The following is a 23,917-nucleotide window of genomic DNA, read 5'->3' as shown; positions in this document are numbered from 1 at the left end:
TATGAAGGACGCACCCGTTCGAGTCCTCATACGCCTCCTGATCGCGCCGGTCATCGCCGCGCTGGCGGTGCTGATGGCCGGCGCGCCCGGCGCGCAGGCGGCCACCGACGTCTCCGAGATCGGCGCGGCCCTGCGCGAGAGTCCCGTCTACGTGGACCCGGCCGCGTCCGACCTGCTGTCCCGGTCGGACGCGGAGGCGCTCGCCGACAAGATCGAGGACGCGAACGAACCCGTCTTCGTCGCGGTCCTGCCGGCCGGTTATCCGACGGATGACCTGTTCCGGAACCTCCGCACCGAGACCGGCATCACCGGGCTGTACGGCGTCCGGCTCGGCGACGAGTTCGACGCGCGCGCCGACAGCAGTGTGCTGAGCCGCCAGGGCGTGAGCAACCTCGTCACGGCCGCGCAGGGCTCGGGCGACGCCAAGGCCCAGCTCAACGACTTCGTCGACGACGCGCTGCGCAGCGTGCGCGGCTCGGCCCCGGCCTCCTGGGACTCCGGCGGCGGTGCCGTGCCGACGGGCGCCCTGATCACCGCGGGCGCGGTGGTCGCGGCCGGCGGCGCGGGCGCCTACGCGATCGCCCGGCGCAACCGGCGGCGCCGCGAGGAGGAGGAGCGCGAGGCCCTGGAGCGGCTGCGGGTCGTGGTCGACGAGGACATCACGGCGTTCGGCGAGGAACTGGACCGCCTGGACTTCCATCCCGGAGAACCGCGCGCCGACGACGCGATGCGCACGGACTACGAACATTCCCTGGACGCCTACGAGAAGGCCAAGACCTACATGGCGGACGCCCGCAGGCCGGAGGACGTCCGCGCCGTCACCCAGACCCTGGAGGACGGACGCTTCTCGCTCGCCCTGCTCGCCGCCCGCCGGGAGGGCCGGCCGCTGCCCCAGCGCCGCCCGCCCTGCTTCTTCGACCCGCGCCACGGCCCCTCGGTCGCCGACGTCACCTGGACCCCGCCGGCCGGCGCCACCCGCGAGGTCCCGGTCTGCGCGGCCGACCGCAGCCGGCTGTCCGACGGACGGGACCCGATGATCCGCGAGGTGGACACCGCACACGGCCGCCGGCCCTACTGGGACGCGGGCCCGGCCTACGGCCCCTGGGCGGGCGGCTACTTCGGCGGCGGCATCCTGCCCGGCCTGCTGGTCGGCACCATGCTGGGCGGCATGATGGCGGGCCCCGCCTACGGAGCCGGATACGGGGCCGGCTACGGCGACGTCGGCGGCCACGAGGGCGGTGACGTGTCCGGCGCCGACTTCGACCCGGGCGACTTCGGCGGCGGCTTCGGCGGCGGCGACTTCGGCGGGGGTGGCGGCTTCGGCGGCGGAGGGGACTTCGGCGGAGGCTTCTGAGCGGGCGGCGGCCGGGCCCCCCGCCCCGGGTCGCCCGTCCTCCGGCCCACCCGCTTTCCGCCACCCGGGGCCTTTCGGCCCACCCGCCCCGGCCGCCCGTCTTCCGGGCCACCCGCTTTCCGGCCCCCCGGGCCTTCCGGCCCACCCGCAGAGGCCCCGCCCCTCCACTCACAGGTTTCCGGTCCCCTCGGCCGCCCGTCCCGCCGGCGTCAGACCCCCGCCGTACGGCGGGCCCGGGCGGCCGGGGTGACCGACGTCGCGAGGGCGAGCGTGAGCGCACAGGCGACGAGCCCCGCGCTGACCCACACCGGCGCCCGGTACCCGAACCCGGCGCCGATCGCCGCGCCCCCGGCCCAGGGGCCCAGCGCGGCGCCCACGTTGAACGCGGCCGTCGCGAAGCCCCCGGCCAGCGTGGGAGCGCCCGGCGCCGCGTACAGCACCTGGGAGACCAACGTGGAACCCACCCCGAAGGACAGGGCACCCAGCAGGAACACGAGCCCGAGTGCCGGCACCGGGTTCCCGGCGCCGAGCGCGAGCGCGCACCACCCGGCGCACAGGGCGGCCCCGCCCGCCGTCAGCACCCGCGCCGGACACCGGTCGGCGAGCCGCCCGCCGACGTTCACCCCGACGAACGACCCCGCTCCGAACAGCGCGAGCACCCCGGGCACCCACGCGCCGTCCAGCCCGCCGGCCTCGGTGGCCAGCGGCGCGAGGTAGGTGAACGTACAGAAGGTCGCCCCGTTCACCAGCGCGGCCAGCAGCAGCGTGACCCGGAGCCGTGGCGCGCGCAGCGCCCGCAGCTCCCCCCGCAGCGGGGGAGGCGTCTCCTCGGCGGCCCCGCCCGGCACCGACCGGGCCACCGCCACCACCGCGGGCACCGACAGCAGCGCCACCGCCCAGAACGCGGAGCGCCAGCCCCACACCTGGCCGAGCAGCGCCCCCGCGGGCACGCCGACCACGCAGGCCAGGGTGATACCGCCCAGCAGTGTGGACGCGGCCCGGCCCTTGGCCCCCGGCTCGGCCATGTCCACGGCGGTCACCAGGGCGACGGCCAGGAACCCGGCGTTCGCCAGCGCGCCCACCACCCGGGTGGCGAGCAGCACCTCGAAGCTGCCGGTAACGGCACCGACGACATGGACGGCGAGGAAGACGCAGAGGAAGCCCAGCAGGGCGCCCCGCTGCGACCAGCGACGCCCGAGCGCCGCCATCAGCGGCGCCCCGACGACCATCCCCACCGCGAAGGCCGAGGTCAGTGCCCCGGCCGCAGGCACGGTGACCTGCAGATCCCTCGCGATGTCCGGGACCAGCCCGGACAGCATGAACTCGGACGTTCCCTGCGCGAACACGGCAAGGCCCAGCAGAAGAAGAGCGAACGGCATGAGGAAACTCCGCACCCGGAAGTCGACATCTGACACGACACGGCGGACGGCCGTCCGGTGGCGGTGCGGCAGCGGGGACCCACGGGTACGCGCGCGGCGCGTCCCTCAGCCCGGCATCGCGAACAGCCACCGGAGAACCGGTGGCCGGAGTCTGGAGGCTTCGGGACTGTTCACGTCGGGCAGGTTAGCGCTTCCGGGTGGGGGACACGACCGGATAATCGGCCGCGGACCGGACCGACCGGGTCCGGGACGCGCCGCCCCCGCGCCGGACGACGACCACGGCCGCGAGGCCGACGGCCAGTCCGAGGGCGGTCTGCACGCCGAAGGGCTCACCGAACATCAGGGCGCCCCACACGGCCGTGACCGGGGCCATCAGGAACATGAGCGTGTTGACCTCGGTGATGCCGGACCGGCGCAGGATCAACCAGTACAGCCCGTAGCCGCCGAACGTGGGCAGCACCACGAGCCAGGCGGTCGCCACCCAGAACGAGGAGTCGGCGGGCGGAGCCGCGGCGCCGGTGCCGGCCGCGAGGGCGGTGAAGAGGACCGCGCTGGTCACGCAGTGGATCGTCAGCGCCACCCGGGGCGCGACCGGCACGCGTGAGCGGCCCTCCAGGAAGGTGGCCGCCACCAGCGACAGCATGCCGAGGAAGGGCACGAGGTACGCCCACCAGGCCACGTCCGCGCCCGTCGCCGCGGCGTCGGCCACGGTGACCGTGGCGACTCCGGCCAGCCCCAGCCACAGTCCCAGCCACTGCCGGCGCGAGACGTACTGCCGCAGCAGGGGCCCGGCGAGCGCCCCGGCGACGAGCGGCTGGACGCCGTCGATCAGGGCGGTGGTGCCGCTGGAGACGCCGAGCTGGATGGCGTAATAGACGCTGAGCAGGTAGCCGCTCTGCGACAGCGCGCCGATGGCGACCTGCCGGCCGGCGTCCCGGAGCGTCAGGTGCCGCCACGCCGCCCGTCCGACGGCCGCGGCGCCGGCGAGGACCACCGCGAGCGGCAGGAAGCGCCACATCAGGAGCGTGCCGGCGTCCGCGGTTCCCGCGCCGAGCTTGGCGCCGATGAAGCCGGAACTCCAGCACAGTACGAAGGCGACCGAGAGCAGGGCGTTCACGTCGACCCCCTCCCACTAGACAGATCGGTTTACTTGCCTCGGGTGCCCACTATACAGATCGGTATACTGGAGGCATGGGTGACGAAGAGAAGCCGTCCCGGGTCCGTATGACGCCCGGTGCCCGACGCGTCCTGGAGGCCGCCGAGCGGCTGTTCTACGAGCGCGGCATCCACGCCGTGGGGGTCGACCTCATCGCCGCCGAGGCGGGGGTGACCAAGAAGACGCTCTACGACCGGTTCGGCTCGAAGGAGCAGATCGTCGTGGAGTACCTGGCCGGGCGCGACGAGCGCTGGCGGGGACTCCTCGGCGCCCATCTGGACGCGGTCGCGGAACAGGGGCCGGCCGCCCGGGTCCTGGCCGTCTTCGAGGCGTCGCGCGCGTGGGTGGCCGAGTACGGGGCCAAGGGGTGCGGCATGATCAACGCCCATGCGGAGATCAGCGACCCGGCCCACCCGGCGCACCCGGTCATCACCGGGCAGAAGCGGTGGATGCTCGACCTGTTCACCCGGCTCGCCCGGGAGGTCGACGCGGGCGGAGCGGACCGGCTGGCGCGGACCCTGATGCTGCTGCACGAGGGGGCGCTGGTCGCGTACGGGCTGGGGGTCTTCCCTGACCCGTTCGGTCAGGCTCTCGGCCAGGTGCGGGACCTGCTCGGAGAGGGGGCGGCGGGCAAGCGGGACGTACCGCCGCGGTGACCGCGTGGCGCCGGGCACCGCGTTCCCGGTCGTCGGCGGGGAGTGCGCCCCGCTTGCCCCGGCGCACCGGTCCGGGGGGCCGCCGGCGACTGGCCGGCCCGGTCGGCGCGACCGGGTCCGGGCCGCCCTCGACGTGCGGGTCAGGCCTGCCTGATGGCCGAGATGTCGAAGTTCAGCTTGATCTTGTCGGAGACCAGCACGCCGCCCGTCTCCAGCGCCGCGTTCCAGGTGAGGCCCCACTCGGAGCGCTTGATCTCCGCCTTGCCCTCGAAGCCGACACGCTCGTTGCCGAACGGGTCCCTGGCGGCGCCGTTGAACTCCAGGTCGATGCTGACCGGCCTGGTGGTGCCGAGGATCGTGAGGTCGCCGGTGACGCGGTAGTCGTCGCCGCCGAGGGACTCCGCCCCGGTGGAGCGGAAGGTCATCTTCGGGAACTCGTCCGTCCTGAAGAAGTCCGCGCTCCTGAGGTGGCCGTCGCGGTCGGCGGACCCGGTGTCGATGCTGTCCATCGTGATGTCGAGGGAGGCCGTCGAGCGGGCCGGTTCGCCGCCGTCCAGGTGCAGTTCGCCGCTGAAGTCGAGGAACTTGCCCTTGACGTTGGTGACCATGGCGTGGCGCGCCGTGAAGCCGATCGTCGTGTGGGCGGGGTCGATCGTGTAGACGCCGGTCAGGGTGGCGAGGTCCGGGGTCGTGGTCATGGTGTCCTCCAGGAAGGGGGTCGCGCCGTGATGTTGAATGTTCAACCAGTTCAACGGTCATGACTGTAGCCCTATTCCGTTCAACCTTCAACAGTTATGCCCGCCGGAGCGACGCCCGCCCCGCCCAGGCCCTTCCGGACCGCCCCGCCCCGGCCCTTCCGGACCGCCCCGCCCCGGCCCTCCCGGCTCACTCCGCCCGGCCCTTCCGGACCGCCCCGCCTTCACCGCGAGCCTCGCCGTGGCCGGCGACCGCATCGCCCCCTACGAGTGCGGCAACGGCGAGAACCCGCGCGGCTGGCACGCCGGCGCGGGACAGCTCGCCTGGTGGGCGAACGGGACGAGGCCGGACCAGCGCACGGACTGGTTCTGGCCGACCGTCGACTGGTACCGCCTGCCCGGGACCACCGTCTCCACCCGGCGCCTCCCCGACCGCGCGGGCGGCGAATGGGGCGCGCCCAAGCCCGACGCGCGCTGGGTCGGCGGCACGCCCGACGGGGAGGACGCGGTCGTCGGGCAGCACCTCAAGGGACTCGGCTCGACCTCGAAGCCCGCAAGCTGGTCCGGCACCAACGGCGCCGGCACCACCGAACGCCGCACCCGCCGCCGGCGGACCCTCTGGCTGGACCACGGCACGGACCCGCACGACGCCGGTTACGTCTACGTCGTCATGCCGGCCGCCGCCGTACGCGGGTCCTCGCCGACGACGCCCGCTGCCAGGCGGTCGACGTTCCCCCGCTCGGCGTCACGGCCGCGAACTTCTGGCAGGCCGGCACGGCGGGCCCGCTCTCCGCCACGGCCGGGGCGAGCGTGCTGGTCCGGCGCCGGGGCCGCACCGCTACCCTCCGTGTGAGCGAACCGCCGCGTACGGGCGGGCCCCTGGAGATCGTCTGGGCCGCCCGGTGGGAGCGGCGGTGCGGGCCGACGAGACGGTCGAGATCCTCGTGACGGGCGGCCGGCTGCACCTCCGCGTCACCCCAGGGGTGGTATGCGCCCCCCATGAATGTGAGGTGACTCTCAGCTGACGGCTTTGTGTGACTCCTACAAGCATGAGGCCCCCTGAGCAGTCGAAACGGCTGCATGTCGTGGGGGTTCTGTTCAGTGCTACCAGGAAAACGCGTCGGAGACTGTACGGAGTCGACGGCTCGCATTCCTTGGTCGACTTCGTAGAGTCGCTACATGACCGTTTTGGATGAGGCGCCGGGTGAGCCGACGGACGCGCGCGGGCGAGTGGCCGAACTGCACGAGATCCGTGCGCAGGCGCTGGCCGGGCCGAGCGAGAAGGCGACGGCGGCGCAGCACGCCAAGGGCAAGCTGACCGCACGCGAGCGCATCGACCTGCTCCTGGACCCGGGTTCCTTCCACGAGGTCGAGCAGCTGCGCCGGCACCGGGCGACCGGGTTCGGCCTGGAGGCGAAGAAGCCGTACACCGACGGTGTGGTCACCGGCTGGGGCACGGTGGAGGGGCGCACGGTCTTCGTCTACGCGCACGACTTCCGGATCTTCGGCGGTGCGCTGGGCGAGGCCCACGCGACGAAGATCCACAAGATCATGGACATGGCGATCGCGGCGGGTGCGCCGCTGGTGTCGCTGAACGACGGGGCCGGCGCCCGGATCCAGGAGGGCGTGAGTGCCCTGGCCGGTTACGGCGGTATCTTCCAGCGCAACACCAGGGCGTCGGGGGTCATCCCGCAGATCAGTGTGATGCTCGGCCCGTGCGCGGGCGGTGCGGCCTACAGTCCGGCGCTGACGGACTTCGTGTTCATGGTCCGCGACACCTCGCAGATGTTCATCACCGGCCCCGACGTGGTCAAGGCCGTCACCGGCGAGGAGATCACCCAGAACGGGCTCGGCGGCGCGGACGTGCACGCCGAGACCTCCGGGGTGGCGCACTTCGCCTACGACGACGAGGAGACCTGCCTGGCGGAGGTCCGCTACCTGCTGTCGCTGCTCCCGCAGAACAACCGGGAGAACCCGCCGCGCGCCGAGTCGTCCGACCCGGCCGACCGACGTGGCGACACCCTCCTCGACCTGGTCCCGGCGGACGGCAACCGCCCCTACGACATGGCCAAGGTCATCGAGGAGATCGTCGACGACGGCGAGTACCTGGAGGTCCACGAGCGCTGGGCGCGCAACATCATCTGCGCCCTGGCCCGGCTGGACGGCCAGGTCGTGGGCATCGTCGCCAACCAGCCGCAGGCGCTGGCCGGCGTCCTGGACATCGAGGCCAGCGAGAAGGCCGCCCGCTTCGTGCAGATGTGCGACGCCTTCAACATCCCGATCATCACCCTTTTGGACGTTCCCGGATTCCTCCCGGGCGTCGACCAGGAACACGGCGGCATCATCCGCCACGGCGCCAAGCTCCTGTACGCGTACTGCAACGCGACCGTGCCCCGCATCTCGCTCATCCTGCGCAAGGCGTACGGGGGTGCTTACATCGTCATGGACAGCCAGTCCATCGGCGCGGACCTCACCTACGCCTGGCCGACCAACGAGATCGCCGTGATGGGCGCCGAGGGCGCCGCCAATGTCATCTTCCGCCGTCAGATCGCCGAGGCCGAGGACCCCGAGGCCATGCGGGCCCGCATGGTCAAGGAGTACAAGGCCGAGCTGATGCACCCCTACTACGCGGCCGAGCGCGGCCTGGTCGACGACGTCATCGACCCCGCCGAGACCCGCGAGGTGCTGGTCAGGTCCCTGGCGATGCTCCACACCAAGCACGCCGACCTGCCCTCCCGCAAGCACGGCAACCCGCCGCAGTGACCCGAGGAGCCACCCCCATGTCCCCTGCCGACATCCGCGTCGAGAAGGGCCACGCCGAGCCCGAGGAGGTCGCCGCCATCACGGCCCTCCTCCTGGCCCGCGCCGCCGTCCGCCCCGCCGAGATCGCCCCGGCCCACGGCGGCGGCCGCGTCCGCGCCGGCTGGCGCCGCCTGGAACGCGAGCCGGGCTTCCGCGCGCCCCACAGCTGGCGCTGACCCCGCCCCCACGAAGAGGCCCCCTCCACGCAGGAGGGGGCCTCTTCGCAGGTACGGAGCGCCACCGCCCGACGCCGGGCCGGGCGACCGGCGCGCGGGGGACCGTGGCCAGGCACGGGTCCCCCCGCACCCGGCCACGGGCCCGGGGGCCGGCGGAGCGCCGGCTAGCGCAGCCGCGCCATGAGCGCGTGCTCGACCAGCGTGATCAGCGCGGACTTGGCGTCGGCGCGGTGCCGCGCGTCGGTCGTGATGATGGGCGTGTCCGGCCCGATCTGCAGCGCCTCGCGGACCTCGTCCGGGTTGTACGGCTGCTGGCCGTCGAAGCCGTTCAGGGCGATGACGAACGGCAGGCCCGAGTTCTCGAAGTAGTCGACGGCGGGGAAGCAGTCGGCCAGCCGCCTCGTGTCGACCAGCACGATCGCGCCGATCGCACCGCGCACCAGGTCGTCCCACATGAACCAGAAACGGTCCTGGCCGGGCGTACCGAAGAGGTACAGGATCAGGTCCTGGTCGAGCGTGATGCGTCCGAAGTCCATGGCGACCGTCGTGGTCGTCTTGTCCCCCGTGTGGGTGAGGTCGTCGATGCCCGCGGACGCGGACGTCATCACGGCCTCGGTGCGCAGCGGATTGATCTCCGAGACGGCGCCGACGAACGTCGTCTTGCCCACGCCGAATCCGCCCGCCACCACGATCTTCGCGGAAGTGGTGGAGCGGGAAGGCCCTCCGCTAGAGCTTGCGAAGTCCACTGAGCACCCTTTCGAGCAGTGTCACGTCTGGCTGGCCGCCGGCGCTCTCGTCGCCGCCGGGCTGATGGATGGCGACCAGTCCCGCCTCCGCCAAGTCGGCGACGAGGATCCTGGCCACACCGAGAGGGATCGCGAGGAGGGCCGAGATTTCGGCCACCGACTTGATCTCCCGGCAGAGGTTGCAGATCCGCTGATGCTCGGGCAGCTGGCCCTGCATCTGGTGCGGCTGCGCGGTGGTGTGCACCAGCGCCTCGATGGCGAGCTGGTACCGGGGCCTGGTGCGGCCGCCCGTCATGGCGTACGGGCGCACCAGGGGGCTGTTCGACGCCCCTTCGGGCGCCGGCTCAGGGGTGCGGCGCTGGGGCTGCACGGGCTGGATGCGCGGAGTGTGCGGCTGGTCGTACGGCGAAGGGCCGGGGCCCTGCGGCGGGTACGGCTGCCGGTGGCTCGGTACGGAGGGGTAGCCGTATCCGTTCGCCGAGCCGTCGTTCCGGCCCTGGCCAGGGCCGTACGACCAGTTGCCCGAAGACGGACCGCCTGGGGGTGTCGCCACTTTTTCCTCCTCCGACTGTGCCGGGCATCCATCACTGTGGAGCCGCGTCCCGAAACCTTACGGCCACGGGACGCCAAAACGCACCGTCTGTCCTTCAGTTGAGAAGGCTCCCCTGGAGCTCCGCCCGCAGATCGGGCGTCAGGACCGTGCCTGCACGGTCCACCAGAAGGGCCATCTCGTACCCGATGAGACCGATGTCCGCCTCCGGGTGTGCGAGAACGGCGAGGGACGAACCGTCGGAGATGGACATGATGAAGAGGAACCCCCGCTCCATCTCCACAACCGTCTGGTTCACGCTGCCGCCCTCGAAGATGCGCGAGGCGCCGGCGGTCAGCGAGGTCAGACCGGAGGCGACGGCCGCGAGCTGGTCGGCGCGATCACGCGGGAACCCCTCGGACATCGCCAGAAGGAGTCCGTCGGCGGAGACCACCACCGTGTGGGACACCCCCGGGGTGTTGTCCACGAAGTTGGTGATCAACCAGTTCAGGTTCTGTGCCGCCTGGCTCATCGGGCTCACACTAACGCTCCTGGTTGTAGGTGCTGTCAGGACCACGGTGTTCGTTCCTCGTGTCCTGGCCGTTCGTTTCACTGCCTGCGCTGCGGCCCCGTTCGACGCCGCGCCGCAGGTTGCTCAGCCTGCCCCGGACGTCCTCCGGGGCGCGGGAGACCTGGGGGCCTCCCTGGGGAGTGGTTTCGGCGGCGCCCTCGACCAGGTTGGCCTTGGGCACCCGCCGCGGCAGACCCGAGGAGGTCACCCCGCCCGCCTTGGGCTTGCGCAGCGCTGAGGCCTGCTGCCAGCGGTCGTCGTTGGCGGACCGCCAGCTGTCCTCGCCACCGGCCCCCGGCGTGGCGGCCGGTGCCTCGTGCTCCACGTGACCCGCCTTGCCCGCGCCGCTCGCGGTGGATCCGCGGCGGGGGAGACCGGCGTCGGTCATCTCGTGGGCGGCGGAGGACGCCGGCCCCGGACGGTCGAAGCCTACGCGGTCCGCCTCGGTCACGTCAGCGGCCTGCGCGGATTCCGCCTCCGGGGCACCCGTGGGGTACTGGTCCGGATAGCCGTTCTGCTGACCGTCCTGCTGAGGCCAGTCGTCCTGGTAGCGCCGCTGTTCGAAGGGCGAGTAGGTCTCCTGGGCGCCGGCCCCCGCCGGCTGGTGCCCGTTCTGGACCGGCTCCCCGTAGGAGGGGGCCGCGAAGTCGCCGCCGGCCGAGTAGCCCTCACCCTGCGGCACCCCGCCGTTCGACGCGTAGTACTGCTCGTCGTACGACTGCTGCTGCGGCTCCCGGTACGCCGTCTGCTGCTGGTCGGCGTAGGCCGACGGCTGGTCGTACCCGTCGCTCGGCTGCTCCTGGTAGCCGCCCTGGCCCTGGCCGTAGACCGGCTGCTGCCCGGTGAACTGGTCCGGGTAGCCGGGAGCACCGTCCTCCTCGCGGCCGCCGTGCTCCGCCGGGCCGGGCAGCTCGGGGTGCCCCTGGGTCTCCAGGGCCGCGCGGCGCTCCTCGCGCATCAGCGAGCGGCCGACCGGGTCGAGCTCGCGGATGTCGTCGGGGATCTCGGCGTACCGGCTGTCGTCGAAGCCCAGCTCGGCGGCGGTCCGCATCGGCTGGCCGACCTGGCCGAAGCTCTCGCCCTGGTAGTGCTGCTCCGGGATGATCTGCGAGACGGTGAACTCGTCGCGCGGCTGCTGCTCGCCGCCGCCACCGTGGGTGATGGCGTCGGGGAGCATGACCAGCGAGGTGGTGCCCGCCTGCTCGCCGGAGGGACGCAGCTGCACCCGGATGCCGTGCCGGTCGGACAGGCGGCCGACCACGAACAGGCCCATGCGCTGGGAGATCGCGGCGTCCACGGTCGGCGGGTTGGCCAGCTTGTGGTTGATGTCGGCGAAGTCCTCGGCGGTCAGGCCGATGCCCTTGTCGTGGATCTCGACCATCACGCGGCCGTCGGGCAGCCGGGTCGCGGTGACGCGGACCTTGGTCTGCGGGGAGGAGAACGTGGTGGCGTTCTCCAGCAGCTCGGCGAGCAGGTGCACGAGGTCGGTCACGGCGCGGCCGTGGATCTCGGCCTCCGGCACGCCGGACAGCTCGATGCGCTCGTACTGCTCCACCTCGGAGGAGGCGGCGCGCAGCACGTCGACCAGCGGGACCGGCTGGTCCCAGCGGCGGCCGGGCTCCTCACCGGAGAGGACCAGGAGGTTCTCGCCGTTGCGGCGCATGCGGGTGGCCAGGTGGTCCAGCCGGAACAGGTGCTCCAGCTGGTCGGGGTCGGCCTCGTTGTTCTCCAGTTCGGTGATCAGGGTCAGCTGGCCCTCGATCAGCGACTGGTTGCGGCGCGAGAGGTTGGTGAAGATCGCGTTGATGTTGCCCCGCAGCAGGGCCTGCTCGGAGGCGAGCCGGACGGCCTCGCGGTGCACCTGATCGAAGGCGCGGGCGACTTCGCCGATCTCGTCGGTCGAGGCGATCGGAATCGGCTGGACCCGGGTGTCGACCCGGCCGGGGTCGGTGCGGGAGAGCTGGTCGACCAGCATCGGCAGCCGCTGCTCGGCGATGCCGAAGGCGGCGTTGCGCAGCTGACGCATGGAACGGCTCATCTGGCGGGCCACCATGCCGGCCAGGATGAACGCGGCGAGCAGCGCGATCACGACCGCGGCGCCGGTGATGTAGGCGTCCCGCTCGGCGTCGTCGGCGATGCCCGAGGCCTCGGAGACCGCCCTGTCGGCGAGGTCGGACTCGATCGTGCCGTACGCGTCGAACTTCAGGGTGTTGACCGCCCACCAGTTGTCCGGCGTGATGCCCTGCTCGGCCAGGTCGGCCCGCGCGGCGGTGTCGGTGGAGTCCAGCCGGGCAAGCTCCGAGACCATCGTGGTCGGGTTGGCCGGCGGCGGCACGTAGTCCGGGTCCTCGGCCTTGGCCTCCTTGGCCAGGGCCGCCCCGTCCTCCTTGAGCTGCGCCTCGGCCTCCTCGAGCTTCTGCGCGTCCGCTTCGGTGCCGCCGCCGATGTACTCCTCGACGGCGATGCGCTCCAGGTAGGCGTACGACGAGAGCGCCACGCGCTGGCTGGCGAGGTGGCTGGGCTCCGGACCCGGCTTGATCAGCATGTGCATGCCGATGGAGCGCTCCAGGGAGAGCGCCGCCTTGGTCAGCGAGATCGCGTAGACCGTACGGCCGTAGGAGGTGACGTTGCCGGTGCCCAGGCCCAGCTCGTTGGCGAACTCCATCAGGGGGTGGGCGATCCCGGTATAGCCCTCCTCGGTCTCCACACCCTTGAGCTTGGAGGTGTAGGCGGCCGCGCGCAGCGTCTGGAGCTTGGGCTCCTGCTCGCGGAACACCTTCAGCCGGCGCTCCAGGCCGGCCTTGCCGGGCATGCCCCGGGCCGCCTCGTCGAAGGCGTCGGCCGCCTGGTCGGTCGCCCGGCGGGCCCGGGTGACGTCGGTGTCCTTCTGCCCCTTGCCCTGCAGCAGGGGGGCGGCCGTGAGGTCGCGTTCGTCGTAGAGGGCGTCGGCGTAGTTCAGCGAGGCCCGCACCAGGCGCGCGGTGCTCTCGGCGTCCTCCGCGTCCTGCCAGGTGTCGATCGAGCCCTTCACCTGGAAGCCGCCCATGACGAGGCCGACCAGCACGGGTATGAGCAGGATCGCGTTCAGCCGGGTGGTCACCCGCCAGTTGCGCGGGGAGAAACGGCCGCCGCCGGCGGGCTCGGCCTGGGGTTCCGGAGCGGGCACGGGGGCGGCCGCCGCTGTGCGCGGCGGGGTGAAGTTGCCCCGGGCCGATGGCTCGGGACTGTTCTTGCTTCGCCTCACTCGACCAACAACCTCTCGGCGGTCGGCACCTACGTCGTGCCGCTGTGAATCAGAGCCCCGTTCGTCATCGAGTACGTGCTACTGCTGAGTACGTCTTTGACCAGGGGGCAGTCCTGGCATTCCAGCACGCGGGCCTCGGCTCTTCCAAACATGGGAACGCGGGGGTTACACGTGATGTAAACCCCAGATAAAACGGTCATACAGAGCGAGGGGCGCCAAAAGGCGGGCCCTTCGTGAGCACAGCGAGACGGGACGTGCGCGACGCGTGGCCGTACCACCCGATACCTCTGCCGAAACGTTATGAACCCCGGAGCCGACCGTGTCAAAGGACACAGTCGGCTCCGGCCCGCCTACGGCAACTGCCGTAGGGCCTTACGGACTTGATCGCGACCGTCGCCGGCCTACCGCAGCCGTGCCATGAGCGCGTGCTCGACCAGCGTGATCAGGGCACTCTTCGCGTCGGCGCGGTGCCGGGCGTCGGTGGTGATGATCGGGGTGTCCGGCCCGATCTGCAGCGCCTCGCGGACCTCGTCCGGGTTGTACGGCTGCTGGCCGTCGAAGCCGTTGAGCGCGACGACGAACGGCAGTCCGCTGTTCTCGAAGTAGTCCACCGCGGGGAAGCAGTCGGCCAGCCGGCGGGTGTCGCACAGCACGACCGCGCCGATGGCGCCGCGCACCAGGTCGTCCCACATGAACCAGAAACGGTCCTGGCCGGGAGTGCCGAACAGGTACAGGATCAGGTCCTGGTCGAGTGTGATGCGTCCGAAGTCCATGGCGACCGTCGTGGTCGTCTTGTCCCCGGTGTGCGTGAGGTCGTCGATCCCCGCGCTGGCGGAGGTCATCACGGCCTCGGTGCGCAGCGGGTTGATCTCGGAGACGGCGCCCACGAACGTGGTCTTGCCGACACCGAAGCCGCCGGCCACCACGATCTTCGCGGAGGTGGTCGCCCGGCCTCCGTCAGAGCTTGCGAAGTCCACTGAGCACCCTTTCGAGCAGTGTCACGTCCGGTGCACCGCCGTTGTTCTCATCGCCGCCCGGCTGGTGAATGGCGACGAGTCCGGCCTCCGCGAGGTCCGCGACCAGGATCCGGGCCACGCCCAGCGGCATCGCCAGCAGGGCCGACACCTCGGCCACCGATTTCACCTCGCGGCACAGGTGGCAGATGCGCTGGTGCTCGGGGAGCAGCCCCGTGAGCGCTGCGGGGTCGGCCGTGGTGCTGATCAGCGCCTCGATGGCGAGCTGGTAGCGCGGCCTCGTCCGGCCGCCGGTCATCGCGTACGGACGAACCAGCGGCTGGTCGCCCTCGTCCTCGTACGGCTCCGCGTACGGATCATGAGAGGCGTTGGGCGGGGTCATGAGTCCTCCGGGCGAACAGCAGGTCGGTCAGTCGTGCCGTCTGAAGAGGCCGGTGGGGGGATTGTGGCGGCCGGACGGTGATGTGGTAACACGGGTGGTGCCGGGGCCGATCAGTGGAGCAGACTGCCTTGTAGCTCAGCGCGCAGGTCGGGCGTGAGCACCGCACCCGCACGGTCGACGAGGAGCGCCATCTCGTAGCCGACGAGGCCGATGTCGCACTCCGGGTGGGCGAGGACGGCCAGGGACGAGCCGTCCGAGACGGACATGAGGAAGAGGAACCCCCGTTCCATCTCCACGACCGTCTGTGCCACGTTGCCGCCCTCGAAGATCCGGGAGGCCCCGGCGGTCAGCGAGGTCAGCCCCGAGGCGACGGCCGCGAGCTGGTCGGCGCGGTCGCGCGGGAAGCCCTCCGACATCGCCAGAAGGAGTCCGTCGGCGGACACGACGACGGTGTGGGACACCCCTGGGGTGTTGTCCACGAAATTCGTGATCAACCAGTTGAGGTTCTGTGCCGCCTGGCTCATCGGGCTCAACTAACGCTCCTGCTGGTGAGTGGGCCGCGGGTGACTGCCGGTCTGGTTGGTACCGGCCTGACGGCCCTGTGCGATTCCCCGACGGAGATTGGTCAGCCGGCCGCGCACCTCGTCGGGCGCACGCGAAACCTGCGGACCGTTCTGGTGCGACTGCTGCTGAGCCGTTCCCGGGACCAGGTTGGCCCGGGGGACCCGGCGTGGCAGGCCGGAGGTGGTGACCCCGCCCGCGGCCGGCTGCCGGACGCGCTCGGCCTGCCGGACGAGGTCGTCGTTCGGCGAGCTGCGCCAGGCGGAGGTGGCGGGCCGCTGGGGGGCCGCCGGGGTCTGGGGCTGGGCGGCCTCCGGCTCCGGGGCCGCGGCCGGAGCGCCCTGCTGGGCCCTCGCCTCGCGGTCGCCGTGGAACCAGTTGGTCTCCAGCGTGTCGTACAGCGGCGTACGTCCGTCACCGGGGCCGGAGGCCGGGGGCAGGGCCCATCCGTCCCCGGGCCGCTGGGCGGTGCCGTTGGCGTGGCCGCCCGCGGGCTCCTGGTGGCCGGGACGCTGCTGCGGGGCCGGCGGCCGCGGGGCGCCGAAGTCGTTCCCGCCGTACGCGCCGTTGACCTGCGGGCGCTCGAACTGGCCGGTGGGGGCCGGGTTCTGCCGCTCCGGCAGACGGTGCTGCCCGGTCGAGCCGTCGTCCTGGTCCCGGGCGCCGGTGAACCGGCCGGCCGAGGCCGGGTCGTTCGGGCCCCCGTGGCCGGGCTGCCCGCCGAAGACGTCCGGGCGGACGAACGCCCCGCCGCCCTGCTGCGGAGCGGCCGGCTCGGGCTGTGCGAACTCGTCGTTGCGGGGGGCGTCCACGCCGCCCTGTCCGTACTGGTCCTGCGCGTACTGCTCCTGGCCGTACTGATCCCGGTTGTACGGGTCCTGGCCGTACTGCTCCCGACCGTACTGGTCCTGGCCGTACTGGCCCCGGTCGTACTGGTCCTGGCCGTACTGGTCCTGGCCGTACTGGTCCCGGGCGGGCTGGGCGAACGGGTCCCGGTTCTGCTGCTCCTCCTGGCGCGGGGCCGGGGCGTCGAAGTCGGGACGGGCGAACTCGGCCGTGGCCGCGGGGCCCTGCCCCTCGCCGCGCGCGGGGACCGCCGGTATCTCCGTGGTCGCGCCCGGGCCCTGCCGGTCGTCGAAGCGCGGGGTGCGGTCCGTACGGGAGCTGTCCGGCTCCTCGTGACCGCGCGGGACGTCCAGCGAGGCACGCGGCACGGACGGCTGCGCGTTCTCGTCGCTCCAGCTGGGCGTGCGGGGCTGCGGATCACCGCCGGGCAGCTCGGCCCGCGGGCCGCCACGCGGCGGCAGCTGCGGACGACGGCGCTGTTCGGAGTCGCCGTTTCCGTTGCCCCGGCGCTTGCCGCGCTGCGGGGGCGCGGACGGGCCGCGTCCACCGCCGAAGGCGTCCTGACTCTGCGGCGCGTTGCCCTGCGGCGCGTTCATGCCCGCGGCCTGCAGGCCCTGCGGAGCTCCGGCCGCCTGACCGGTGCCGGCCGGAGCCGGGCGGTTCTGCTGGGGGGGTCCCGCCGGGGACTGGGGTCCGCCCGGCGCACCCGGGCGGCCGTCCGCGTCGCGTCCGGGCAGCGCGGCCCGCGGACCCTGACCGGCGGCGAGCCGGCCGCCGCTCGGCGCACCGGCGCCGAGGGCACCGCCACCGCCGAAGGCACCGCCGCCCTGGCCGCCGCGCCGGGCCGCGGCGACACCGGCCGCGGCCTGCGCCGCCGCGGGACCGCCGTGGCCCGAGGGGCCGGGACCCGCCTGCTTGGGCTGCGGCTTGCGCCCGCCCTGGGCGACGTCGACGGGCAGCATGACCAGCGCGGTCGTACCACCGGAATCGGACGGACGCAGCTGGATGCGGATGCCGTGGCGCTGCGAGAGCCGGCCGACCACGAACAGACCCATGCGGCGGGAGACGGAGACGTCCACGGTGGGCGGCGAGGCCAGCCGCTCGTTGATCGCGGCCAGGTCCTCCGGCGAGAGGCCGATGCCGGTGTCGTGGATCTCGATCAGCACGCGGCCGTCCGGCAGCGCGTGACCGGTGACCTTGACCTTGGTCTGCGGTGAGGAGAACGATGTCGCGTTCTCCAGCAGCTCGGCGAGCAGGTGCACGAGGTCGTTGACCACGCGGCCGGCGACCTCGGTGGTCGGCACGGAGGAGAGTTCGATGCGCTCGTACTGCTCCACCTCGGAGGCGGCGGCACGGAGCACGTCGACCAGCGGGACCGGCCGGGTCCAGCGCCGGCCGGGCTCCTCACCGGCGAGGACGAGGAGGTTCTCACCGTTGCGGCGCATGCGCGTCGCGAGGTGGTCGAGCTTGAAGAGCGAGGACAGCTGGTCCGGGTCGGCCTCGCGGGACTCCAGTTCGGAGATGAGCGACAGCTGGCGCTGGATCAGGCCCTGGGAGCGGCGCGAGAGGTTGGTGAACATCGCGTTGACGTTGCCCCGCAGCAGGGCCTGCTCCGCGGCGAGGCGGACCGCCTCGCGGTGCACCTCGTCGAAGGCCGAGGCCACTCGGCCGATCTCGTCCCGGGAGTGCACACCGACCGACTCCACCGAGGTGTCGACGTCCTGCGGGTCGGTCTCGGAGAGCTGCCTGACGAGTTCGGGCAGGCGGTCCTGGGCGACCCTCGTCGCGGTGTCCTCCAGGCGGCGCAGCGAGCGGATCATGGACCGCGCCACGACGAAGGCGCCGACCAGCGAGACGCCAAGCACGAGCAGGATGACCACACCGGAGATGATGGCCTCGCGCTCCGACTCGCTGCGCAGCTCGCGGGCCTGCTGCTCCATGTCCTCCAGCAGCTTCAGCTCGATGTTCTTCATCTGCTGGATCTTGGTGGAGCTGTCGTCCAGCCAGTCCTGGTAGGACCGGACCTTCAGGTCGTCCAGGCCGTTGACCTGGCCGAGGGCCCGGCCGGCGTACTGGTCGGACGACTCGATGACCGGGTTGCCCTCGGAGATCGGCTTGAGCAGCTCCTCGGCGCCGTCGCCGTAGATGCTCGTGAAGCTGCGCATCTCGGAGGTCTGGCTCTGCAGCGCCGACTGGGCGTAGAGCCGGTCGTTCTCGGACAGCTCGCCCTTGGTGGTGTTGCTCGCGGGCAGTGCCGCCGCCAGGACCGCGCGCTGGATGGACGCGTACTCCTTGGCCGAGGAGAAGGCCGACAGCGCGCGCGTGCGCTGGATCATGTCCGGGTTGCTGGTCGCCTCCGCCATGTCCTGCGAGAGGTCGAGCAGGTGGGTGATCAGGCGGTGGTAGGACTCGACGGTCTGGGTCGAGTTGTCCTGGGCCTGGTAGGCGGTGCTGCGGATCTTGTTCAGGCCGTTCAGGTCGCTCGCGAGGCCGACGAGGCTGTCGCGGACGCCGACGAGGTTGCCGTCCTTGCTGGCGGCGTCGATCTCCTCGGAGTTGTCGAGGAAGTTCTTCAGGGCCCGGTCGGTCTTCTCCCGGTCGCCCTTGACGGCGAGCGCGCTGGCGGTCGAGCCGTGCGCCAGGGGACCGGCGGACTGGTCGCGCTCCTCCTGGAGCGCGGCGGCCAGCTCGGTGGCCTGCTTGGTCATCTCGGTCAGCAGCTTCATGTTGTCGAGCTGCTGGATGTCGTCCATCGACTGGTTGATGCGCATCGCGCCCAGCGAGGTGGCCGCGACCACCGGAAGCGCGAGCAGCGAGACCAGACGGGTCGAGATCCGCCAGTTGCGCAGCGCTATGCGCGGGCCGGGGCCGGTCGAGCCCTTGGCCGGCTTCGCGGGCGGCTGCTGGCCGGAGGCGGACGAGGCCGCCTGGCCGGAACGCCCGGCGCCGTCCCCGCCGTCGCCGGACTGGGCCTGGCCCGGGTTCTGGGCGTGCTGGGGCGTGGAGCTGACGGCCTTGGGGCCAGTCCCGCCATGCGGCTCCGGCTCCGCCGAAGCGCTGCCATCCCTCTTGAAACGTCCCTGCACTAGCGTCGCAACCTCTGGACCAGGCGCCCGGCCGCGTGAACGGCTGAGCACGGTGTCGGCGTCATGGGAGCGCCCTGAATTACGCCCCCGTGGCGGTCGTGAGTGACCGGCGCTGGTTCCCCCTTCTCACCGCCGCTCGGCGCTGGTGTGCGCCCCCTGTGCGCCGGCTCGATTCCGCAGCGGTCCGTGGAATTCCAGCACAGTGCAGGATCTCCAACAAGGCCCGTGGGCCAGGCCGTGACCTAGGTGACACCACGTGAGGGCCGAGTGACCGGACGTAGAAAATGATCACCCCCAAAAGGGGCGTATGCCTGCAAGTCGCCGAGGTCGGAAGGGTGTCCCAGTCGCCATGATCAGGAGCGGAATGATGGTTTCAGGCGGGCAATGTCCGTTTCGTCGCGGTGGCGTGCGGGCCGGAATTGACCGGTTTGACCCTTGATAAGTGAGCAAACTCACACCTGGATCACGGTCGGCGCTCGGGTTGCCGGGGAATCGCGTGTTTAGCCTGACGCTTTACAGAGAAAGCGAAACCGACAACCCGCGCCCTCGCAGAGGTTCTTGCGGCCCCCGGGCGCCCGGACACGACAGGGTCTCGTACAACCGTGAAGACGACGATGATGTTCCACAAGATCGCCAACCCGCGACGCACGACGCTGGCGCACCTGGCCGACGCCGACGAGCTGCGGACGCCGGAGCAGCCGGAGCACGCCGTCGAGCTCCCCGCCCAGACCGCCAACCCCCGGCGCACGATCCTCATGGAGCTCCCGGTCGCGGCCTCCGCCGGACGGTAGTACGCCGGTCGGCCGTCAAAAGGTCCGGCCGGCCCCGCCACCACCCGGGCGCCCGCGCCGCGGACCGCCGCCCCCTCGCGCGGGCGACGGCACGTCATGCGCGAGGCGCCCGCCCCGTGCCGCGTTAGCCTGGAGCGTCAGACTCCAGCCAGCTCAGCAAGGGGCCAAGCAACCCGTGCGCATCGCCAGGTTCTCCATCGACGGGAACGTCGCCTTCGGCGCGGTCGAGGGCGACCAGCCGGACCAGCTCGTCCTCGACATCATCAAGGGCATCCCGTTCGGGGACTTCGAGCTCTCCGGCACCAAGGTGCCGCTGAGCAAGGTGCGGCTCCTGCCGCCCGTTCTCCCCAACAAGGTCGTCGCCTTCGGCCGCAACTACGCCGAGCACGCCCGCGAACTCGGCAACGAGGTCCCCGACGCCCCGTTCGCCTTCTTCAAGCCGTCGACCTCGGTCGTCGGCCCCGGCGACGCCATCCAGTACCCCTCCTTCTCCGAGGAACTGCACCACGAGGCCGAGCTCGCCGTCGTCATCGGCCGGATGTGCCGCGAGGTCCCGCGCGACCGCGTCAAGGACGTGATCTTCGGCTACACCTGCGCCAACGACGTCACCGCCCGCGACGTGCAGCGCCGCGAGAGGCAGTGGGCCAGGGCCAAGGGCTTCGACTCCTCCTGCCCGCTGGGCCCCTGGGTGGAGACGGGCATCGACCTCGCCGCCGCGGCCGACCTGACCATCCAGCTCACGGTCAACGGCGGCCAGCGCCAGCTCGGCCGCACCAGCGAGATGATCCACTCCATCGAGGACCTGATCGTCAACATCTCCGAGGCCATGACGCTGCTCCCCGGCGACGTGGTCCTCACGGGAACCCCGGCCGGCGTCGGGCCCCTCAACGTCGGCGACGAGGTCGCCGTCACCATCGAAGGCATCGGCACTCTCACCAACAAGGTTGTCAAGCGTGGCTAGCGCATCCGCCCCAGCAGTCCGCGTCCGTTTCTGCCCCTCGCCCACCGGCAACCCCCATGTGGGCCTGGTGCGCACCGCCCTGTTCAACTGGGCGTTCGCCCGGCACCACCAGGGCACGCTGGTCTTCCGCATCGAGGACACCGACGCCGCCCGCGACTCCGAGGAGTCGTACCAGCAGCTCCTGGACTCGATGCGCTGGCTGGGCTTCGACTGGGACGAGGGCCCCGAGACCGGCGGGCCCCACGCGCCGTACCGCCAGTCGCAGCGCATGGACCTCTACAAGGACGTCGCCCAAAGGCTCCTGGACGCCGGCCACGCCTACCGCTGCTACTGCTCCCAGGAAGAGCTGGACACCCGCCGCGAGGCCGCCCGCGCCGCCGGCAGGCCCTCCGGCTACGACGGCCACTGCCGCGACCTGAGCGACGCGCGGGTCGAGGAGTACAAGGCCCAGGGCCGCGAGCCCATCGTCCGCTTCCGGATGCCCGACGAGACGATCACCTTCACGGACCTGGTCCGCGGTGAGCTGACCTTCACCCCGGAGAACGTCCCGGACTACGGCATCGTCCGCGCCAACGGCGCCCCCCTCTACACGCTCGTCAACCCGGTCGACGACGCGCTGATGGAGATCACCCACGTCCTGCGCGGCGAGGACCTGCTCTCCTCCACCCCGCGCCAGATCGCCCTGTACAAGGCGCTGACCGAGCTGGGCGTGGCCAAGGGGACCCCGGCCTTCGGCCACCTGCCGTACGTCATGGGGGAGGGCAACAAGAAGCTTTCCAAGCGCGACCCGCAGTCGAGCCTGAACCTCTACCGGGAGCGCGGCTTCCTCCCCGAGGGCCTGCTCAACTACCTCTCCCTGCTCGGCTGGTCGCTCTCCGCCGACCAGGACGTCTTCACGATCGGGGAGATGGTCGCGGCCTTCGACGTCGCGGACGTCAACCCGAACCCGGCCCGCTTCGACCTCAAGAAGTGCGAGGCGATCAACGCCGACCACATCCGCATGCTCGACGCGAAGGACTTCACCGAGCGCTGCCGCCCGTGGCTGCAGGCCCCCGCCGCCCCCTGGGCGCCGGAGGACTTCGACGAGGCCAAGTGGCAGGCGATCGCACCGCACGCGCAGACCCGCCTGAAGGTCCTCTCCGAGATCACGGACAACGTCGACTTCCTGTTCCTGCCGGAGCCGGTCTTCGACGAGGCCAGCTGGACGAAGGCCATGAAGGAGGGCTCGGACGCCCTGCTGCGCACCGCCCGGGAGAAGCTGGACGCGGCCGACTGGGCGTCCCCCGAGTCCCTGAAGGAGGCCGTCCTGGCCGCCGGCGAGGCCCACGGCCTCAAGCTCGGCAAGGCCCAGGCCCCCGTCCGCGTCGCCGTCACCGGCCGCACCGTCGGTCTGCCCCTCTTCGAGTCCCTGGAGGTCCTGGGCAAGGAGAAGGCGCTCGCGCGGATCGACGCGGCGCTCGCCAGGCCGGCGGCCTGACGCCCGCGTCCGTGCAGGGGCGGCACCCGGGGTCCCGGGTGCCGCCCCTGCGGCGTTCGGCCGGACACGCCCCGGGCCCGCGCGTTACGGTCGGTTCATGAGCATTCGCGCCGTGGTCTGGGACGTCGACGACACCCTCTTCGACTACACCACCGCCGACCGCGAGGGCATGCGCGCCCACCTGGTGGCCGAAGGGCTGCTCGCGGGGTACGGCACGGCCGAGGAGGCCCTGGTGCGCTGGCGGGAGATCACCGAGCGGCAGTGGGCCCGGTTCGCGGCCGGAGAGGTCGACTTCGTCACCCAGCGGCGCGACCGCACCCGGGTCTTCCTGGGCCGGCCGGAGCTGACGGACCCCGAGGCCGACGACTGGTTCCAGCGCTACGTCACGCACTACGAGGCCGCCTGGTCCCTCTTCCCCGACGTCCTGCCCGTCCTCGACGCCCTCGCCGCCAGCCACCGGCACGCCGTGCTCTCCAACTCCAGCCTGACCGTCCAGGACCGCAAACTGCGCGTCCTCGGCGTCCACGACCGCTTCGAGGCCATTCTGTGCGCCGCCGAGCTGGGCGTCTCCAAGCCCGAGCCCGACGCCTTCCTGGCCGCCTGCGACGCCCTCGGTCTCGCCCCGCGCGAGGTCGCCTACGTCGGCGACCACCCGGAGATCGACGGCCGCGGGGCCGCGGACGCCGGGCTGCTCTCGGTCTGGATCGACCGCGGCGGCGCGTACGCGACCCTCGACCCGCCCGTCGGGCCGCGCCGCATCGCCTCCCTGTCCGAACTCCCCGCGCTCCTCGGTGCCGGTACTCGTTTTGGAGCCCCGTCCACCTTCGGGTAATGTTCTTCCTGCGCCGCCGGGGAGCGGGCCGAGAAGGCCGGAACCGGAAGCGCAACGCTAGAACAAGATCCCTTCGAGGGCTTGCGTTCCAGTGGCCTATGGTGTAATTGGCAGCACGACTGATTCTGGTTCAGTTAGTCTTGGTTCGAGTCCAGGTAGGCCAGCTCGCAGAGCTTATCTGCGCCGCGGAGATCATCCGCAAGGCCCCCGTTGTGTAGCGGCCTAGCACGCCGCCCTCTCAAGGCGGTAGCGCCGGTTCGAATCCGGTCGGGGGTACAGATCCTTCCCGCGAGGACAGTCAGGGTAGCTCCCGCTGACCTCGATGCAGGATCGCTAGGGCCCCCGTTGTGTAGCGGCCTAGCACGCCGCCCTCTCAAGGCGGTAGCGCCGGTTCGAATCCGGTCGGGGGTACAAACTGGTCTAAACCACATTGGTCTATGGTGTAATTGGCAGCACGACTGATTCTGGTTCAGTTAGTCTAGGTTCGAGTCCTGGTAGACCAGCTCGGATCTGCGGCGATGCAGTATGGAACGCCCGCAAGATCCTCGCCCCCGTTGTGTAGCGGCCTAGCACGCCGCCCTCTCAAGGCGGTAGCGCCGGTTCGAATCCGGTCGGGGGTACGAGTCCCAAGGGGGCTCCCGCACAGGCGGGAGCCCCCTTCGGCGTTCGCTCGGTGTTCCGTCCGGCAGCCCCGCGTCC

General features: G+C 71.9%; 19 protein-coding genes, 5 tRNA genes and 1 pseudogene. 14 read left to right on the top strand and 11 right to left on the bottom strand.

Going from position 1 to position 23,917, the window contains the following annotated elements; translation table 11 throughout:
- Nucleotide 1: 1 nt before the first annotated feature.
- Entirely contained in the window at nt 2-1,354 is a 1,353-nt protein-coding gene (locus ACVV2G_RS20110; protein ID WP_453844109.1) for a hypothetical protein, read from the top strand.
- 209 nt (nt 1,355-1,563) lie between these two features.
- Here the strand turns inward: ACVV2G_RS20110 and ACVV2G_RS20105 are convergent, their stop codons facing one another.
- Together ACVV2G_RS20105 and ACVV2G_RS20100 are read right to left on the bottom strand one after the other, a co-directional pair.
- A complete protein-coding gene (locus ACVV2G_RS20105; protein ID WP_453844108.1) occupies nt 1,564-2,733 on the bottom strand; it encodes a Cmx/CmrA family chloramphenicol efflux MFS transporter in 1,170 nt (389 codons plus the stop codon).
- A 184-nt stretch (nt 2,734-2,917) separates the two neighbouring features.
- Nucleotides 2,918-3,850 carry a DMT family transporter gene (locus ACVV2G_RS20100; protein WP_453844107.1) on the bottom strand — a complete coding sequence of 311 codons (933 nt, stop codon included), beginning with the start codon at nt 3,848-3,850 and terminating at the stop codon, nt 2,918-2,920.
- Between the two features lie 74 nt (nt 3,851-3,924).
- Between ACVV2G_RS20100 and ACVV2G_RS20095 the strand changes: the two genes are divergently transcribed.
- Nucleotides 3,925-4,545 carry a TetR/AcrR family transcriptional regulator gene (locus ACVV2G_RS20095; protein WP_453844106.1) on the top strand — a complete coding sequence of 207 codons (621 nt, stop codon included), beginning with the start codon at nt 3,925-3,927 and terminating at the stop codon, nt 4,543-4,545.
- Nucleotides 4,546-4,685: 140 nt separating this feature from the next.
- On the opposite strand, the gene ACVV2G_RS20090 is transcribed toward ACVV2G_RS20095, so the two are convergent.
- A complete protein-coding gene (locus tag ACVV2G_RS20090; protein ID WP_453844105.1) occupies nt 4,686-5,243 on the bottom strand; it encodes a YceI family protein in 558 nt (185 codons plus the stop codon).
- Between the two features lie 163 nt (nt 5,244-5,406).
- On the opposite strand from ACVV2G_RS20090, the pseudogene ACVV2G_RS20085 reads away from it, so the two are divergent.
- The 3 genes and pseudogenes from ACVV2G_RS20085 to ACVV2G_RS20075 form a co-directional block, all read left to right on the top strand.
- Nucleotides 5,407-6,265 (top strand): annotated as a pseudogene (locus ACVV2G_RS20085) (polysaccharide lyase family 8 super-sandwich domain-containing protein); the annotation flags it as partial.
- Between the two features lie 154 nt (nt 6,266-6,419).
- Nucleotides 6,420-8,003 carry an acyl-CoA carboxylase subunit beta gene (locus tag ACVV2G_RS20080; protein ID WP_453844104.1) on the top strand — a complete coding sequence of 528 codons (1,584 nt, stop codon included), beginning with the start codon at nt 6,420-6,422 and terminating at the stop codon, nt 8,001-8,003.
- A gap of 17 nt (nt 8,004-8,020) precedes the next feature.
- The gene (locus ACVV2G_RS20075) at nt 8,021-8,218 is read left to right on the top strand and encodes an acyl-CoA carboxylase subunit epsilon (RefSeq protein ID WP_453844103.1); all 198 of its coding nucleotides are present in this window, start codon (nt 8,021-8,023) and stop codon (nt 8,216-8,218) included.
- Nucleotides 8,219-8,382: 164 nt separating this feature from the next.
- On the opposite strand, the gene ACVV2G_RS20070 is transcribed toward ACVV2G_RS20075, so the two are convergent.
- The 8 genes from ACVV2G_RS20070 to ACVV2G_RS20035 form a co-directional block, all read right to left on the bottom strand.
- Nucleotides 8,383-8,964 (bottom strand): GTP-binding protein, encoded by a 582-nt coding sequence (locus ACVV2G_RS20070; protein ID WP_009314218.1) that lies wholly within the window; start codon nt 8,962-8,964, stop codon nt 8,383-8,385.
- A complete protein-coding gene (locus ACVV2G_RS20065; protein WP_453844102.1) occupies nt 8,945-9,517 on the bottom strand; it encodes a DUF742 domain-containing protein in 573 nt (190 codons plus the stop codon). The genes ACVV2G_RS20070 and ACVV2G_RS20065 overlap by 20 nt, the downstream gene beginning before the upstream one ends.
- A gap of 94 nt (nt 9,518-9,611) precedes the next feature.
- Nucleotides 9,612-10,025: a roadblock/LC7 domain-containing protein gene (locus ACVV2G_RS20060; RefSeq protein ID WP_004983065.1), complete on the bottom strand. Its 414-nt coding sequence runs from the start codon at nt 10,023-10,025 to the stop codon at nt 9,612-9,614.
- 10 nt (nt 10,026-10,035) lie between these two features.
- On the bottom strand, nt 10,036-13,308 hold the full coding sequence (locus ACVV2G_RS20055; protein ID WP_453844101.1) for a sensor histidine kinase: 3,273 nt from the start codon (nt 13,306-13,308) through the stop codon (nt 10,036-10,038).
- 401 nt (nt 13,309-13,709) lie between these two features.
- On the bottom strand, nt 13,710-14,285 hold the full coding sequence (locus tag ACVV2G_RS20050) for a GTP-binding protein (protein ID WP_453844100.1): 576 nt from the start codon (nt 14,283-14,285) through the stop codon (nt 13,710-13,712).
- Nucleotides 14,266-14,664, bottom strand: coding sequence for a DUF742 domain-containing protein (locus ACVV2G_RS20045; protein ID WP_453844098.1), 399 nt, complete (start codon nt 14,662-14,664; stop codon nt 14,266-14,268). Before ACVV2G_RS20045 ends, ACVV2G_RS20050 begins: the two co-directional genes overlap by 20 nt.
- Before the next feature lie 110 nt (nt 14,665-14,774).
- Entirely contained in the window at nt 14,775-15,188 is a 414-nt protein-coding gene (locus ACVV2G_RS20040; RefSeq protein WP_003973453.1) for a roadblock/LC7 domain-containing protein, read from the bottom strand.
- A gap of 9 nt (nt 15,189-15,197) precedes the next feature.
- Nucleotides 15,198-19,157, bottom strand: a complete 3,960-nt coding sequence (locus ACVV2G_RS20035; protein WP_453844097.1) for a sensor histidine kinase — start codon at nt 19,155-19,157, stop codon at nt 15,198-15,200.
- Between the two features lie 602 nt (nt 19,158-19,759).
- On the opposite strand from ACVV2G_RS20035, the gene ACVV2G_RS20030 reads away from it, so the two are divergent.
- The 9 genes from ACVV2G_RS20030 to ACVV2G_RS19990 all read left to right on the top strand — a co-directional run bounded on the left by ACVV2G_RS20030 (nt 19,760) and on the right by ACVV2G_RS19990 (nt 23,838).
- Nucleotides 19,760-19,948 carry a hypothetical protein gene (locus ACVV2G_RS20030; protein WP_453844096.1) on the top strand — a complete coding sequence of 63 codons (189 nt, stop codon included), beginning with the start codon at nt 19,760-19,762 and terminating at the stop codon, nt 19,946-19,948.
- A gap of 175 nt (nt 19,949-20,123) precedes the next feature.
- Nucleotides 20,124-20,909, top strand: a complete 786-nt coding sequence (locus ACVV2G_RS20025; protein ID WP_453844095.1) for a fumarylacetoacetate hydrolase family protein — start codon at nt 20,124-20,126, stop codon at nt 20,907-20,909.
- Nucleotides 20,902-22,386, top strand: coding sequence for a glutamate--tRNA ligase (gene gltX / locus ACVV2G_RS20020; protein ID WP_453844094.1), 1,485 nt, complete (start codon nt 20,902-20,904; stop codon nt 22,384-22,386). The genes ACVV2G_RS20025 and gltX overlap by 8 nt, the downstream gene beginning before the upstream one ends.
- 97 nt (nt 22,387-22,483) lie before the next feature.
- The gene (locus ACVV2G_RS20015) at nt 22,484-23,218 is read left to right on the top strand and encodes an HAD family hydrolase (RefSeq protein WP_453844093.1); all 735 of its coding nucleotides are present in this window, start codon (nt 22,484-22,486) and stop codon (nt 23,216-23,218) included.
- Nucleotides 23,219-23,310: 92 nt separating this feature from the next.
- Nucleotides 23,311-23,382 (top strand) — tRNA-Gln (locus ACVV2G_RS20010).
- Between the two features lie 39 nt (nt 23,383-23,421).
- Nucleotides 23,422-23,494 (top strand) — tRNA-Glu (locus ACVV2G_RS20005).
- Nucleotides 23,495-23,556: 62 nt separating this feature from the next.
- Nucleotides 23,557-23,629, top strand: a tRNA-Glu gene (locus ACVV2G_RS20000).
- A 20-nt stretch (nt 23,630-23,649) separates the two neighbouring features.
- Nucleotides 23,650-23,721, top strand: a tRNA-Gln gene (locus tag ACVV2G_RS19995).
- Between the two features lie 44 nt (nt 23,722-23,765).
- Nucleotides 23,766-23,838: transfer RNA gene (locus tag ACVV2G_RS19990), tRNA-Glu, on the top strand.
- The last annotated feature ends 79 nt before the right edge of the window (nt 23,839-23,917 follow it).

This window comes from Streptomyces sp. JK94 (assembly GCF_053613315.1).
Note: the sequence above shows the minus strand (reverse complement) of the source record. Positions and strands in the feature narration are given on the sequence as shown.

Excerpts from the sequence above, each read along its gene's own strand:
- ACVV2G_RS20110 (WP_453844109.1), top strand. The coding sequence starts at position 2 with ATGAAGGACGCACCCGTTCGAGTCCTCATACGCCTCCTGATCGCGCCG.
- ACVV2G_RS20045 (WP_453844098.1), bottom strand. The coding sequence starts at position 14,664 with ATGACCCCGCCCAACGCCTCTCATGATCCGTACGCGGAGCCGTACGAG.
- ACVV2G_RS20075 (WP_453844103.1), top strand. The coding sequence starts at position 8,021 with ATGTCCCCTGCCGACATCCGCGTCGAGAAGGGCCACGCCGAGCCCGAG.
- ACVV2G_RS20090 (WP_453844105.1), bottom strand. The coding sequence starts at position 5,243 with ATGACCACGACCCCGGACCTCGCCACCCTGACCGGCGTCTACACGATC.
- ACVV2G_RS20060 (WP_004983065.1), bottom strand. The coding sequence starts at position 10,025 with ATGAGCCAGGCGGCACAGAACCTGAACTGGTTGATCACCAACTTCGTG.
- ACVV2G_RS20095 (WP_453844106.1), top strand. The coding sequence starts at position 3,925 with ATGGGTGACGAAGAGAAGCCGTCCCGGGTCCGTATGACGCCCGGTGCC.
- ACVV2G_RS20040 (WP_003973453.1), bottom strand. The coding sequence starts at position 15,188 with ATGAGCCAGGCGGCACAGAACCTCAACTGGTTGATCACGAATTTCGTG.
- ACVV2G_RS20080 (WP_453844104.1), top strand. The coding sequence starts at position 6,420 with ATGACCGTTTTGGATGAGGCGCCGGGTGAGCCGACGGACGCGCGCGGG.
- ACVV2G_RS20015 (WP_453844093.1), top strand. The coding sequence starts at position 22,484 with ATGAGCATTCGCGCCGTGGTCTGGGACGTCGACGACACCCTCTTCGAC.
- ACVV2G_RS20105 (WP_453844108.1), bottom strand. The coding sequence starts at position 2,733 with ATGCCGTTCGCTCTTCTTCTGCTGGGCCTTGCCGTGTTCGCGCAGGGA.